This window comes from Candidatus Poriferisocius sp. (assembly GCF_965204015.1).
Lineage (GTDB): Bacteria > Actinomycetota > Acidimicrobiia > Acidimicrobiales > Bin134 > Poriferisocius.
Genome location: NZ_OZ241965.1, coordinates 839,429 through 852,754 on the forward strand (window position 1 = coordinate 839,429; position 13,326 = coordinate 852,754).

14 protein-coding genes are annotated in these 13,326 nt (G+C 65.0%); 3 read left to right on the top strand and 11 right to left on the bottom strand.

The genetic code is table 11. From position 1 onward, the window contains the following. Positions 1-3: 3 nt before the first annotated feature. The gene (mca, locus tag ACOGJC_RS03975; RefSeq protein ID WP_419847214.1) at positions 4-858 is read right to left on the bottom strand and encodes a mycothiol conjugate amidase Mca; all 855 of its coding nucleotides are present in this window, start codon (positions 856-858) and stop codon (positions 4-6) included. Between the two features lie 109 nt (positions 859-967). On the opposite strand from mca, the gene ACOGJC_RS03980 reads away from it, so the two are divergent. After that, on the top strand, positions 968-1,870 hold the full coding sequence (locus ACOGJC_RS03980) for an alpha/beta hydrolase (protein WP_419847215.1): 903 nt from the start codon (positions 968-970) through the stop codon (positions 1,868-1,870). A 49-nt stretch (positions 1,871-1,919) separates the two neighbouring features. Here the strand turns inward: ACOGJC_RS03980 and ACOGJC_RS03985 are convergent, their stop codons facing one another. Beyond that, positions 1,920-2,252, bottom strand: a complete 333-nt coding sequence (locus ACOGJC_RS03985; RefSeq protein ID WP_419847216.1) for a WhiB family transcriptional regulator — start codon at positions 2,250-2,252, stop codon at positions 1,920-1,922. Between the two features lie 189 nt (positions 2,253-2,441). Between ACOGJC_RS03985 and ACOGJC_RS03990 the strand changes: the two genes are divergently transcribed. Further along, positions 2,442-3,920: an MDR family MFS transporter gene (locus ACOGJC_RS03990; RefSeq protein WP_419847217.1), complete on the top strand. Its 1,479-nt coding sequence runs from the start codon at positions 2,442-2,444 to the stop codon at positions 3,918-3,920. Positions 3,921-3,971: 51 nt separating this feature from the next. Here ACOGJC_RS03990 and ACOGJC_RS03995 read toward each other — a convergent pair whose 3' ends face one another. The 9 genes from ACOGJC_RS03995 to ACOGJC_RS04035 all read right to left on the bottom strand — a co-directional run bounded on the left by ACOGJC_RS03995 (position 3,972) and on the right by ACOGJC_RS04035 (position 12,079). Continuing rightward, entirely contained in the window at positions 3,972-4,769 is a 798-nt protein-coding gene (locus ACOGJC_RS03995; protein WP_419847218.1) for an enoyl-CoA hydratase-related protein, read from the bottom strand. Further along, positions 4,766-6,898 carry an acetate--CoA ligase family protein gene (locus ACOGJC_RS04000; RefSeq protein ID WP_419847219.1) on the bottom strand — a complete coding sequence of 711 codons (2,133 nt, stop codon included), beginning with the start codon at positions 6,896-6,898 and terminating at the stop codon, positions 4,766-4,768. The genes ACOGJC_RS03995 and ACOGJC_RS04000 overlap by 4 nt, the downstream gene beginning before the upstream one ends. Positions 6,899-6,944: 46 nt before the next feature. Next, the gene (locus tag ACOGJC_RS04005; RefSeq protein WP_419847220.1) at positions 6,945-8,105 is read right to left on the bottom strand and encodes an acyl-CoA dehydrogenase family protein; all 1,161 of its coding nucleotides are present in this window, start codon (positions 8,103-8,105) and stop codon (positions 6,945-6,947) included. A gap of 22 nt (positions 8,106-8,127) precedes the next feature. Next, on the bottom strand, positions 8,128-9,669 hold the full coding sequence (locus ACOGJC_RS04010; RefSeq protein ID WP_419847221.1) for a 3-hydroxyacyl-CoA dehydrogenase NAD-binding domain-containing protein: 1,542 nt from the start codon (positions 9,667-9,669) through the stop codon (positions 8,128-8,130). Positions 9,670-9,685: 16 nt separating this feature from the next. Then, positions 9,686-10,075 carry a type II toxin-antitoxin system VapC family toxin gene (locus ACOGJC_RS04015; protein WP_419847222.1) on the bottom strand — a complete coding sequence of 130 codons (390 nt, stop codon included), beginning with the start codon at positions 10,073-10,075 and terminating at the stop codon, positions 9,686-9,688. Next, positions 10,068-10,313 (bottom strand): type II toxin-antitoxin system Phd/YefM family antitoxin, encoded by a 246-nt coding sequence (locus ACOGJC_RS04020; RefSeq protein ID WP_419848192.1) that lies wholly within the window; start codon positions 10,311-10,313, stop codon positions 10,068-10,070. Before ACOGJC_RS04020 ends, ACOGJC_RS04015 begins: the two co-directional genes overlap by 8 nt. A gap of 115 nt (positions 10,314-10,428) precedes the next feature. Continuing rightward, complete coding sequence (locus ACOGJC_RS04025) at positions 10,429-11,184, bottom strand: SDR family NAD(P)-dependent oxidoreductase (RefSeq protein WP_419847223.1); 756 nt, start codon at positions 11,182-11,184, stop codon at positions 10,429-10,431. Next, positions 11,181-11,654, bottom strand: coding sequence for a cupin domain-containing protein (locus ACOGJC_RS04030; RefSeq protein ID WP_419847224.1), 474 nt, complete (start codon positions 11,652-11,654; stop codon positions 11,181-11,183). Before ACOGJC_RS04030 ends, ACOGJC_RS04025 begins: the two co-directional genes overlap by 4 nt. Before the next feature lie 23 nt (positions 11,655-11,677). Beyond that, a complete protein-coding gene (locus ACOGJC_RS04035) occupies positions 11,678-12,079 on the bottom strand; it encodes a helix-turn-helix domain-containing protein (protein ID WP_419847225.1) in 402 nt (133 codons plus the stop codon). Positions 12,080-12,461: 382 nt separating this feature from the next. On the opposite strand from ACOGJC_RS04035, the gene ACOGJC_RS04040 reads away from it, so the two are divergent. Further along, complete coding sequence (locus tag ACOGJC_RS04040) at positions 12,462-13,304, top strand: DNA-methyltransferase (protein WP_419848193.1); 843 nt, start codon at positions 12,462-12,464, stop codon at positions 13,302-13,304. Positions 13,305-13,326: the final 22 nt, after the last annotated feature.

Here is a 13,326-nt window from a genome sequence, read left to right on the forward strand (position 1 = left end):
GGCTCAGGCAATTCCTGCGAACAGGTCGGTCTCTGGAATGTCGGTATCCACCAGGCTGCGGGCCAGCACATAGTCCTCCCACGGATAGGCATCGGCCATGTGGTGGTCGGGCAGGCCGAACCAGAACTTGGAGTCGGGGTCGACCTGGGTGCGATGGGCCAGCAGCGCCTTGGACCGGCGGTCGAAGAACTCGGCGCACTGGATGCGGGTGGTGATGATGTCGTCGTTGGAGGGACGGCTGAACCACCGTTCGTCATAGGGCGACTCCAAATCCAGCTCCCCGAACTTCTCGTGGAGGGCGGTGATCCGGTTCCGCGACCAAGTCACGTAGTACATCTTCAGCGGCTGCCACGGCTCGCCGGCGTCGGGATAGGAATCGGGGTCGCCGGCCGCGTCGAAGGCCGGACCGCTGATCTCGGCCACCCGGAGATGGTCGGGGTGGCGATAGCCCTGCTGGTCCTCCCCGTAGGTCACTACCACGTGGGGGCGCTCGGCCCGGATGATGGCCACCAAGCGGCCCACCGCCTCATCCAGGGGGGCTTGGGCAAAGCTGCGGGGGTCGGCGTTGGCCTCGCTGTCGGGCATGCCGGAGTCGTGATACCCCAGCCAGTGAACGCTGCGATAGCCGAGTACATCGGCGGCCTCGATCAGTTCGTCTCGGCGGACCTGGTCGAGATTGTCCCGAACCTCGGGGCGATCCATGGCCGGGTTCAAGATGTCGCCCTGCTCCCCGCCGGTGCAGCACACCAAAGAGGCCGCCACCCCTTGGTCGGCGTACATGGCCACCGTCGCTGATCCCTTGGACGCTTCATCGTCGGGGTGGGCGTGGATGGTGAGCAGTCGAAGATCACCGGTCATCGACCGCTTAGGCTACCGCTACCTCGGCTCGGCCAAGAACCCAAGCCCGACTGCTCTCGGTGGGCCTCCGAGGCCCGAGGTCTCGTGGGGCAGGCGTTAGTCTCCGGGGATGCCAAGCCCAGAATTCGAAGCGGTGCGGTCCATGCTGGCGTCCGCACCCAAGCCCGACCCTTCCGAAACAGCCGCCGAGCGCCGAGCCCGCTTGGACGCCAACGCCGCGGCCACTCCGCTGGCCGACGGGGTGGTCAAAGAGGAGCTGCAGATACCCGGTGTGCCCGGCGCTGCCTGGCTTCGTCCCGAGCCTCACGATCCCGAAAGCCTGCCGGCCCTGCTGTTCTTCCATGGAGGGGGCTATCGGGTGGGATCGATCATCTCGCACCAGGGCTTCGGATCCCACCTGGCTTCGTTGATTCCGGCCCGGATCCTCTTGGTCGACTACCGCCTGGCCCCCGAGAATCCGTTTCCCGCGGCGGTGGACGACTGTTTGGCCGCCTATCGGTGGATGCTGGACACCGGGATCGATCCGGGCCGCATTGCGTTCATCGGCGATTCCGCCGGCGGCGGGTTGGTGGGCGCCGTCTTGCTCGGAGCCCGCAACCAGGGGTGGCCGCTACCCGGTGCGGGGGTCTGCCTGTCGCCCTGGGTAGACCTGACCAACTCCTCGGCCAGCCACGCCGAGCGCGACGAGCTGGATGTGATGTTCGGCCACGACGACGCGGTGACCGCGGCCAGCTGGTATCTCGACGGCCACGACCCCCGTGATCCGCTGGCCTCGCCCCTGTTCGGCGACTGGGTCGGTATGCCCCCCATGCTGGTGCACGCTGGCGACCACGAGGTGCTGCTGGACGACGCCACCGGGTTCGCGTCTGTGCTAGCCGATGCTGGCGTCGAGGTGGATCTCCGCATCTGGCCGGGGATGATCCACGACTTCCAGATCATGTACCCCAACTACCCCGAGGCGATAGAGGGAACCGAGGCCATCGCGGCCTTCGTTCGGCGCGTTGTGGGGTGAGAGAGTTGGCGGCGCCAGATGTACCCGGCGCCCGTTCGGTGCGGTTGGCTCAGGCCGATTCCCGCTCGGTGCGGTGCCGCCGCAGACCGATGACCGGAGTAGAGGGGGCGAATCCCGCCTCTGCCCGCTCGATCTCCGACTCTCCGCCCCAGAATCCGAGCTCGCGCTGGTCGCGGGCCCAGCTGCGGCACGCCCGAATCACGACGCACTCTCCGCAGATGCGACGGGCTGCATTCTCCCGCCGCTCACGAGCCGACGGACGTTCGCCGGCCGGAGGGAAGAACAGCTCACTCTTCCCCTTGCAGTTCGCATTTTCCATCCACCAAGGACGAGGCTCCATTGCCATCTCCACCCATCGCCTCCCGTACGAGTCCGGGGGCATTTCTCCATTTGGCTATTACTTCCACAACCGAAACACCAAGCAATTACTTAGTGATCCGACTGCTTTCCGTACCAAAAGTTAGACGCTCGAATAGCGCTCGTCACGATATCCTATATGAATAGTTTTGATAAATCTATCTCGATAAGTGATAGTGCTTCGGCAGGGAGCGACAACCTGCCCAAACGTCAGGTGCTGGTCATCATACTAACCCTGATGCTGGCCCAGATGATGGCGGCCATAGAGGGCACGGTGGTGTCCACCGCGCTGCCCACCATCATCGGAGACCTGGGCCGGCGGGACCTGTACACCTGGGTGTTCACGTCTTATTTCATCGCCTCCACCTCGACCACCCCGCTGTGGGGGAAGCTCTCGGACCTGTGGGGCCGCAAGAGCCTGTACCAGGCCGCCATCGTCATCTTCATGGCCGGCTCGGTGCTGGCCGGCGTAGCGAGCGACATGACCATGCTGATTGTGTTCCGGGCCATCCAGGGGCTGGGCGCCGGTGGGTTGTTCACGCTTTCCATGGCCATCCTGGCCGACGTGCTGTCGCCCCGGGAGCGGGGCCGGTACCAGGGATACATGGGCGGGATCTTCGCGCTGGCCACCATCTTGGGACCCCTGGCCGGGGGCCTCCTGGTGGACTACGCCCACTGGCGATGGGTTTTCTTCATGGTGCTGCCGCTCGGTGGTATCTCCCTGGTGATGTCGGTCACCCATCTCGAGTTGGCCTTCACCCGCCGGGAAGCCCGGGTGGACTACACCGGAGCGGGCCTGCTTTTGGTGTGGGTGATCACCATCATCCTGGCCTTGGAGTTGGGGGGCGACTCCTGGGACTGGGCGTCGGCCCCGTCGGTCGGATTGCTGGCGGTGGGAGTCATCGGAGTGGCCCTGTTCATTGCTCAGCAGCAGCGGGCAACTGAGGCCATCCTTCCGCCCCATCTCTTCCGGCTGCGGCTGTTCAACATCTCCTGTGTGATCCAGTTCATCGCCGGGGCGGCAATGCTCAGTGCGGGCATCTTCGGGCCACTCTTCCTCCAAGTGGTCACCGACGTGAACGCCACTCGGTCGGGGCTCCTTTTGGTGCCCATGATGTTGGGAATGCTGCTCACCTCGGTGAGCGCCGGGCAGGTGCTCACCCGTACCGGGCGCTACAAGGCGGTGCCGATCTTCGGAGCCGGCGTGCTCACCCTTGGGGTGTGGCTCATGTCAACCCTGAGCGGCGAGACGTCGACGGTGACGGCCATGGCCTATCTGTTCACCATGGGCTGCGGGGTGGGGGCCATCATGCAGGTGCTCTTGGTGGCGGTGCAGAACATCGTCCCCCACGACGACTTGGGGGCGGCTACCTCGGCGTCCAACTTTTTCCGCTCGCTGGGCCAGACTTTCGGCTCGGCGGTGATGGGGGTTCTATTCACCGCCCGGTTAGATCACTACCTCCCCCGGTTGGTGCCGGGCGGCGATCAGATCGACATCGAAGCGCTCATCGAGGCCCCTACCCAAATTGGCGCCATTGAACCCGCGTCGGTGCGCAACGGCATCATCGAATCGTTCGCCAGCGCCATTGCCGACGTCTATTGGTGGGCCATCCCGGTGACGGCATTGGCCGTGGTCTTGGCCATTCTGGTACCCGAGTACCGCCTGCGAGAGAAGGCCGCGGTGGGAAGCTGAGGGCCACAGCCTCCCACCAGCAATGGCAGTCCCCTTGCGTTGAGAGCGGCCTCAGCAACCCTGCCAGCGTGGAGACCGACCCTCGGTAAAGGCACGAGGGCCCTCTTCGGAGTCTTCGGAGGCGAGCATGGCCTCATAAGCGTCCAAATTGCCGGAGCGCAGAAGCTCGAACGCGTCGGACAGCGGGAGATGGCCGGTGCGGGCGCCAATCTCGATCACCGCGGCCACCGACAGCGGCGCGGCCTGCAATACCCGCTCGGCCAGCGCGCGGGCTTCGACCAGCAACTGTTCACGCCCTACTACCGCGTTCACCAGCCCCCACCGCAGCGCCTCGGTCGCGTCGATTCGACGACCGGCATAGAGCACCTCATTGGCCACCACCGGCGGCAGCATCCTCGGCAGGCGTATCGACGCCACATCGGCCACTATGCCCAATGCAGCCTCCGGCAACCAGAAACGGGCTCCCTCAGCGGCCACCACCAGATCAGCCGCCAGCACGATCTCGAAACCGCCGCCAACTGCCATGCCGTTGACTGCGCAGATCACCGGCTTGCGGAGCCCCGGCAGTTCGCCAAACCCGCCGAAACCACCCTCGCCGTAGTCGGCCTCGAACTCCTCTCCGGCGGCCGCGGCGTTCAGATCCCAACCAGCGGAGAAAAATCGATCGCCGGCCGCGGTGAAGATCGCCACTCGCTGGGCGGGGTCGTCGCGAAAGCGAGCAAAAACGGCGCTCAGCTCCCGGCTGGTGGCCGCGTCGATGGCATTGGCCTTGGGCCGGTCGAGGGTGACCTCCAACACCGGCCCATCGACGACCGCAGTCACCGCAGAATCAGGGACGGGGTCGGTCATCTCGGTCTCCGATCAGGAGGGGAGGCAACGACGATGAGCGCATCAGCGGCAATGGCTCGTTGAGCAGTCACCAGCAGCGGGTTGACCTCCACCTCGATGATGTCGCCATCGTCGCGCACCAGCGAGCCCAAGCAGTCGACCGCCTCTACGACGGCGTCGACCGCGGCAGACGGTCGGCCCCGATGTCCACCCAGCAACGGCCAGAACTTGAGGCTTCTCAAAGCCTCCCGCACGGCCTTCGGACCAGTGGGCAGCAACAAGCAGGCGAAATCGTCGAGCAGTTCGACGAGCGTCCCGCCAGCGCCCAGCGTGAGCAGCATCCCCACCGGCGGCGCCGATCGCACGCTCACCATCAGCTCAGCAACAGCATCTTCGATGTAGGCCTCCACCAACACAGTCCCGGCGCCGAGAGCACCGAGTCGGGTGGCAGCCGCAGCCACCTCGGGGAGCTCGGCCAGCCCGACAGCCACTCCGCCCACGTCGGACTTGTGGGCCAGACCGGTCGCCTTAACTACCACCGGGCAGCCGATCTCAGCCGCGGCGGCCGCGGCATCGCCTGCCGGCACTAGTCGCCCGGGCGGCACGTCGACACCCGCCTCGGCCAGCCGCTGTTTGGCCTCGCGCTCAGACAGCGTCCTTGTTGACGTCGGAGCACGGGGGGACAGAGGCAGCCGCGAAGTATCCGACGGCAGGGCGTCGGCGGGCGGGCACCTGAGGGCAGACGCAGCTTCGATTGCGGCCAAGGCGTTGTCAAAGCCGCAGCAGGCGGCCAGCCCCAGATCGGCTGCCCGACTGCGGGCTTCGTCGGGCAAGTTCTCTGCCATTGACGCCACCAGCACGCCCGGCGTGCCGCTGGTCGCACAGGCCGCGCCGAACGCCTCGAGGGTGGGCCACCATCGCGACCGGTCAAGTCCCTCGGCAGGAAAATCGAGCACCAACAGGGCGGCGTCAAAGGGCCGTTGGGCATCAACCGACTTGCTGGCGCCAACCGATCCGGCACCCTCGACCGCCTCCAGAGAACCAGGCTCGCCGTTCAGCACTGTGGTGAAGCACTCGGTGAGACGGTCGTTGTCCCCCCAGATGAACGTGTGATAGTCGAGTGGGTTCGTCACCGTAACCCGACCGTCCAAGGTGGCGGCCACCCGGTCGCGGTGATCGGGGGCGAAAGCCGGAAAGGCCACCTGGTAGTTCCTTCCCCGATCGGCCACCAAGGCAGCTTCACCCCCCGAACAGCTCAAAGACACCAACCGGTTACCGGCCAGCGGTCCGACAACCGAGAGCACCCCCAACAAGTCGAGCAGTCCGCCCACCGTGCGCGCCCGCCTTGCGCCGAGCCTGCGGAATAGGGCTTCGTAGGCGTCATCGCTGCCCACCAGCGAACCAGTGTGGGAAACCGAAATGGCCTCCGCTTCCTCCGAGGCACCTGCCTTCAAAACCACCACCGGAAGGCCGCGTCTGCGGGCCTCGTCGGCGGACGCCGCGAACCGAGCGATGTCGTCTATCGCCTCTATGTACAAACCCACCCCGGTGACCGCGGAATCGGCAACCAGCGCTTCGAACACCTCGGCCAAGCCCACGCCAGCCTGGTTGCCCAATGAGATCACATGGGTGATTTCCAAACCGCGCCGCTGCATGGTGAGGTTCAGCGCAATATTGCCGCTCTGGCTGACGATGGCCACGCCGCGCTCGGCGCGCACCAGCCCGTGCAGGTCGGGCCACAGCGCGGCGCCGGTGACCGCCGACAGAGTTCCGTAGCAGTTGGGTCCTACCAGCGGCATGCCGGCGGCTGCCTCCACCAGCTCCCGCTGGCAGGCGGCCCCGGCTTCACCGATCTCGGCGTAACCCGAGGCGTAGCACACCGCCGCGCCCGTCCCCCGCGTGGCCAACTCCCGCACTACTTCGGCTGCCTCATGTCGTCCCACGCCGACAAAGGCGGCGTCTACGCCCTCGGGCAGTTCCGACGCAGAGGCCAAGGTGACAACATCGCGCAGTTGGCGGCGGGGGTTTACCGCCCACATATCACCTTGAAAGCCGAAGGATCGGGTGGCGTCGATGGCCCGCTCGGCGGCCTCGCCCCCGATGAAGGCCAGCGACCGGGGTCGCAACAGCCGCGCCAGCCCGGCGGTCACTGCCTCATCGCCGTTCGCTCCACATCCGAAATACCCCGTTCACCTCTCATGCGCCCAATGGGCGCAGCATGTCGCGCGACACGATGTGGCGCTGGATCTCGCTGGTGCCGTCCCAGATTCGATCTACCCGGGCATCGCGCCAGATCCGCTCCAAGGGCAGCTCGTCCATCAGCCCCATTCCACCCAGTATTTGGATGGCCTCGTCAGACACGAATTGCAGCATCTCGGTGGCCGACAGCTTGGCCATGGCTGCGTCGGCGTCGTCCATCTCGCCCCGGGCCGACAGCCAGGCCGCCCGGTAGGTCATCAGCTCCGCCTCCAACAGCCGGGTACGCATATCGGCCAGCTTGAACGACACCCCCTGGAAGCGCCCGATGCGCTGGCCGAACTGCTCTCGGCTCACGGCCCAGTCGAGCGCCACCGCCAGCGCCCGGTCGGCCCGGCCCAAACAGGTGGCGGCCACTTGCAGGCGGGTGCTGCCCAGCCATTCGTTGGCAACATCGAAACCCCGGTGCTCCTCTCCCAGCAGGTTGGCCGCTGGCACCCGGGCGTCGTCGAAGTTGAGAATGAAGTTGTGGTAACCCCGGTTTGACACGCAGTTATAGCCCGGTGCCCGCTCCACGCCGGGTGTGTCGAAATCCACCAGCAACGACGAGATCAGCTTGCGAGGCCCGCGGTCGGAATCGACAACACCAGTGGCCGCGAACAAGATCACATAGTCGGCCAGGTCGGCGTGGCTGATGAAGTGCTTGGTGCCATTGACCAGGAAGTGATCGCCTCGGCGCTCGGCCCGACAGGTCATGCCCCGAAGGTCGGAGCCTGCGTCGGGCTCGCTCATGGCCAGGCACTCCACCCGCTCGCCCCGTACGGTGGGCAGCAAGTACTGCTCAACCTGGTCGCCAGCGCAGGCCCGCAAGATATTCGAGGGGCGGGCCACGATGTACTGAAGGGCGTAGCCGGTCCAGCCGAAGGCCCGCTCGGCCATGGCCAGAGTGAGGTCGTCGAGTCCGCCGCCTCCCATCTCGACGGGCATATTGGCCGCGTAGATGCCAGCGTTCAGCGACCGCTGGCGAATCTGCTCCACCAAATCGGGGCGCACCTCGCCGGTGCGCTCCACTTCTTCCTCGTAGGGGACCAACTCGCGATCCACGAAGGCCCGCACGGTGTCCACCACCATCTCCTGAGAATCGTCGATTGAGAAGTCCAAGGGATGCTCCTTCTCTATGGCTCTATGGGTTCTTGGGGGGCGTGGCACCAGCCGGGCGGGCCGAGGGCCGGGGTGGTGAGGCCGGTGTCGGTATCTCCATGCGGCGGCCGACCTGGAGCGGTAACGGCAATTCGGCATGGGCGGCGGCAACCGCCGCGGCTGCGGCGGCCGGACCGGGCAGCATCGGGGCACTGCGCCCGGCCCCAGTATCCACATGCAGCAGCATCTGCTCGGTGGTGCATAACAGTTCTTCGCCATCTCCCCGATACATGGAGTGGAAGATGTGAAGCCGTTTGGCATCGCTGCCCAATACCTGCGTGGTCACCCGAAGGGGCTCGCCCAGGGTGGCCTCGCCCAGATAATTGATATGGGTCTCCACGGTGTAGAAGGAGTGGCCACCCTCCCGGTAGTCCTCGTCGATTCCCAGATAGCGAAAGAGACTGTCCGACGCCCAGCCGAATGCCGTGAGAAATGCGGCCTCGGTCATGTGGTCGTTGTAGTCCACCCAATCGGGTTCCACGACGGCTGAGTACAGCGCCAGCGGGGCAGGCGGCTCCCTGCTCGGCGCCCACTGCTCGGTTGTGACCCCAGCGGCCAAGATGCGGGCCTCCCGTTCGGCCATCAATCGCCCGGCGCCGACCCCGCTGGGGCGCAGCGCCCGCATCACAGACAGCAGGCAGTCGTCTCGCAGTCGCTCCAGCTCGGCGATTGAGCGCCCGGCGGCTTGGGCTTCGCAGCCGGACGCCAGGGCCTCGATCAGCTCTTCGGTGAGCTCGGGTGCCTCCATGTGGGTCCACGGCAACTTCAGGGCGGGGCCGAACTGGCTCAGCATGTGGCGCATCCCGCCGTCTCCTCCGGCGAGGTGGAAGGTGAGATTGGTGCCCATTGCCGCCCAGCGAAGGCCGGGGCCGTACACCACCGCGTCGTCCAGCTCGGCAGTGGTGGCCACCCCGTCGTTCACCAGGTGCAGCACCTCGCGCCACAGGGCTTCCTGGAGGCGGTCCGAAAGGTATCCCTCGATCTCGTTTGTCACCACCAGGGGGTGCATGACGAGATCGTCGTAGTGCTCCACCGCGGCAGCCACGGCTTCGGGGCTGGTGGCCTTCCCGGCCACCACCTCCACCAGCGGCAGCAGGTACACCGGGTGGAATGGGTGGCCGATGAGGATGCGCTCCGAATGACGGCATCCTTCAGCCAGGCGGGTGGGCAGAAGCCCCGAAGAGCTGCTGGCGATAACGGTGGCGGGTCGTGCGGCGTTGTCGAGGCGGCGAAGCAGGGAGCGTTTCAGGCCCTCGTCCTCCGGGGCGCTCTCCTGCACCCATTCGGCCGATGCCGCCACCTCCTCGGGAGAATCGGCCCACTGAAGCCGGGCCGGGTCGGCCCCGGGGAACAGGCCGAAGCGCACCGCTGAGGGCCAAGCCCGCTCAATCGCCTGGCGAAGCCGATCTTCGGCGCCAACGGCTGGATCCCAAGCCACGACGTCGTACCCCCGGGCCAGCACCCGTACCGCCCAACCCGAGCCGATGACCCCCGTCCCCACCAGCCCTATGGTCTTGGTCGTCATCTCTCGTGTCGTGCCTTCACCACAGGACCCGGACGGGGAACTCTCGGAACGCGGTGTCTCTCGTGACCAATATCAACGACTCCAACTCCGCCTGAGCGGCCAGAATCCGGTCAAATGGATCCCGGTGCTCTGCAACATAGCTACCGGCACGCAGACCGTGCTGGTAGGTGACTGGCAAGTGCTGCATCGCCGCGTCGAGGGCAAACTCATTGAATCGCAGCACAGCACCCTCATATTTGGGCAGCCGGCCAAGCCGGAACTTCGTGGCAATCTCCCAGGCGCTCGCCGCACTGACGAATACGTTGTTCCGCGAATCTCTCAGCGCTTCTTGTGCGCTGTTCGACAGCGCAGGATCAGCCGACCACCACCACAACAGCGCATGAGTGTCGAGCAGCAGGTCACTCACCTGAATACGCGCCCTCCCACGCCGCGAGCTCTTCCTCGGGAAGCGGTTCAAAGAACTCAGGGCCAACGACCAATCCGGCAAGCTGCCCACAGCGACGGGGTCCGCTGGGTGCCAGCGGCATCAGCCGAGCATAGGGCTTGCCCGCTTTGGCCAAGATGATCTCCTCTCCGTTGTGCGCTCGTTCCAGCAGCCTCGACAAATGCGTCTTGGCTTCGTGGACATTGACCAGATCTGACATTCCCATCACTCCTGCCTAGTGCTTTGCGCTTACGAAAATGACTTAGTCTGATGACTAGACTAACTACAGTATCCTGTTCTGGCAACAGCATTCTCGCCGTCGAGGAATGAGTCGGTCACCATGTGGGGTTGGTGAGGATCCCGCCGTCCACCACCAGATCGGCACCGGTGATCCACCGGGCCAGATCAGAGCAGAGGAACACACAGGCGTCCCCGACGTCTTCGGCGGTGCCCAAACGGCCGAGAGGGACGGCGGCCATCCACCGCTCCACGCCCTCGGGCCAGTCGTCGGCCAGACCGGGACGGTCGATCAGCCCCGGCGACACCGAGTTGACCCGGATGCCGTAGGGCCCCCACGCCAACGCTGCTGCCCTGGCATGCATCACCAGGCCGGCTTTTGAAGTGGCGTAGTGGCCGTGCACCGGGGTGGGGTGACGGGCCTCAATCGAGGCGATGTGGACGATGGCGCCGCCGGTGCCCTGATCCCGCATGGCGGACGCCGCCGCTTGAGTCAGCCGGTGTACCGCAGTGAGGTTGGTGTCGATCATCTCGGCCCACTGCTGATCGTCCAGATCGGTGAACGGGGCCACCGGCTGGATCCCTGCGTTGTTGACCAGGGCGTCGATCCGCCCGTGACGCTCTCGGGCCGCGTCCAGCACCGCAGCCGGACCGTCTTCGGTGGTGAGATCGGCCCGCACCTCGGTGATCTGCCCTTCGTTGTGCTCAACCGGAGACGAGCGAGTGTGGGCCACTACAGAGGCACCGGCAGCCGCCATGCGTCTAACAATTCCCCCGCCAATCCCCCCACCCGCACCAGTGACCACCACCACCTTGCCGGTGAGGTCGATCATCTCAGCGGGCGATGCAGTCACAGCCTCACCAACTCAGCGATTTCGCCCGCCGCCGACGGATACTGCTCAACAAGCTGGTCGGCGTCGCCCAACTCGAAGCCGTCGTGGTGATACGGCGGGGCCATAGTGGTCCCCACCAGCGACCATTCCCCCCGAGTAGCCGCCCCCATCCAGGTGTGGGCCGGAACCACCACACAAGGCCGCTCCCCCGCCCCCAAGTCGTCGCCCAACACCGGTCGCTCCACCGACCCGTCCGGCCCCAGTAACAGCATCCCCACCGCCGCCCCCGCATAGTGATGCCAAATCTCCGGCCCATCCAGCCGATGCATGGCAGAAAAGTCCCCCGGCTGCATCAAGAAGTAAATCGCAGTACTCCGCTCATCCCGCCAAACCTCCCGCCACATCCCCCCTTCCTCAGGCAACGCCACCAACCCCAGCATCGCCACCACCTCAACCCCAGACAACCCCACCAACTCCTCCCTCTCCCCCATCGCCACCGACCCTAGCTTTCCCGCTATACAGACCTGCTCACAGGAGGAACCGAGGCCGCCTCAACTCTCGAATGATCTTGCTCTTCCAGCGAAGAGGCCTCTGGCGATGATGGATAGGTGAGATTGATCGCGCGGTCGCCAACACTGATTTCGATGCTGAGCGTTCCACCAAGAGCGGAAGTGAGCTTGCACAAAGTGGACAGCTTGGGGTCAGCCGACCGCTCGAGCCTCGACACTCCCCCCTGTGTGATGCCGAGCCTCTCAGCCAGATCGACCTGATTGATGCCGAGCTCACTCCGCAGCTCTGCCAGCTGAAAGGCGAAGATTTTCGCCTCCACCTTCTGCCTGTACTCCTCAGCCCTAGAGCTTCGTATCGGATCAGAGTCAATAGGTGCGGCGAGTTCATCAAAGCTCTTGGTGATCATGGGACTGGTCCTTGGTGCATTACTTCTAGATCATATGAGTTTCAAGTATTTCTTGTGCTAGCCAGAGGCCAGAATTGCCAGCCAATATTCGATATGCTTTAGAAGCCCACTGGTGCTGTTCTAGTGGGAAGACGCAAGCCCCGGAGTGCCAGGCCGAGGATCTCACTAGAGATCGACTAGGACGGGAGCCGGGGCTTCCGCACTCTTTGGAACGGTTGTTCAGCCAGTGTCTGGATTCCCCGAATTTGTCACTGCCTGGAAGTAGGGTCGTGTCGTGGGTTCAAGAGGCAAGTCCGGGATCACCAAGGATCCCCAATTCCCCCTTCCGGGGAATGAATCTGCTGCTATCCCGCCATTTCCTAAGCCAGGTCAACATGCTCGACTGGATGTGGGGGTTGATGGTCCGCTGGATGCACTGTGTGGCCCCCTGTTGGTATGCGGCCCAGCGATCGACGCCTTGGGATTGCTACCTGATGGGTGTGTGCAGACAGTGGTCACGTCACCGCCGTACTGGTCTCTGCGGGATTACTCGGCCGAAGGCCAGATTGGCCGCGACGACGCTCTGGGCGAATACGTCAAGAGCATCGTCATGGCATTCGACCAGGTGCGTCGGGTGCTGACGAATAACGGCACGGTGTGGCTGAACGTGGGGGACTCCTACACATCGGGAAACCGCAGGTACCGGGCACCTGACCGTAAGAACCGAGCTCGGGCGATGTCCGTGCGTCCTCCCACTCCAGAGGGCTTGAAGCCGAAAGACCTGATCGGTGTTCCGTGGCGATTGGCGTTCGCTCTCCAGGATGCGGGGTGGTGGCTGCGTTCCGAAGTCATCTGGTACAAGCCCAACGCTCACCCCGAGTCAGTCTCCGATCGCCCTACCAAGTCCCACGAGACGGTGTTTCTACTGTCCAAGAACCAGGACTACTACTACGACACAGCCGCTGTGAAAGGCCCCAACGGCCGCCGGCTGCGAACCATGTGGGACATCAACACAGAGCCCCGGAGAAAGGACGCTGGCGGGATCGAAGACCACCCAGCCGTAATGCCCATGACTCTGGCCCGCCGCTGCATCCAAATCACCAGCCGCCCGGGCGACATTGTCCTCGATCCCTACGCCGGATCAGGGACCACCTTGATTGCTGCCCAAGAACTCGGTCGAATCTGGGCAGGCATTGAACTCAACCCTGCCTACGTCGATCTAATTGAGCGCCGGATCACCGAGTGAACCAACCATACGACCAATCCAC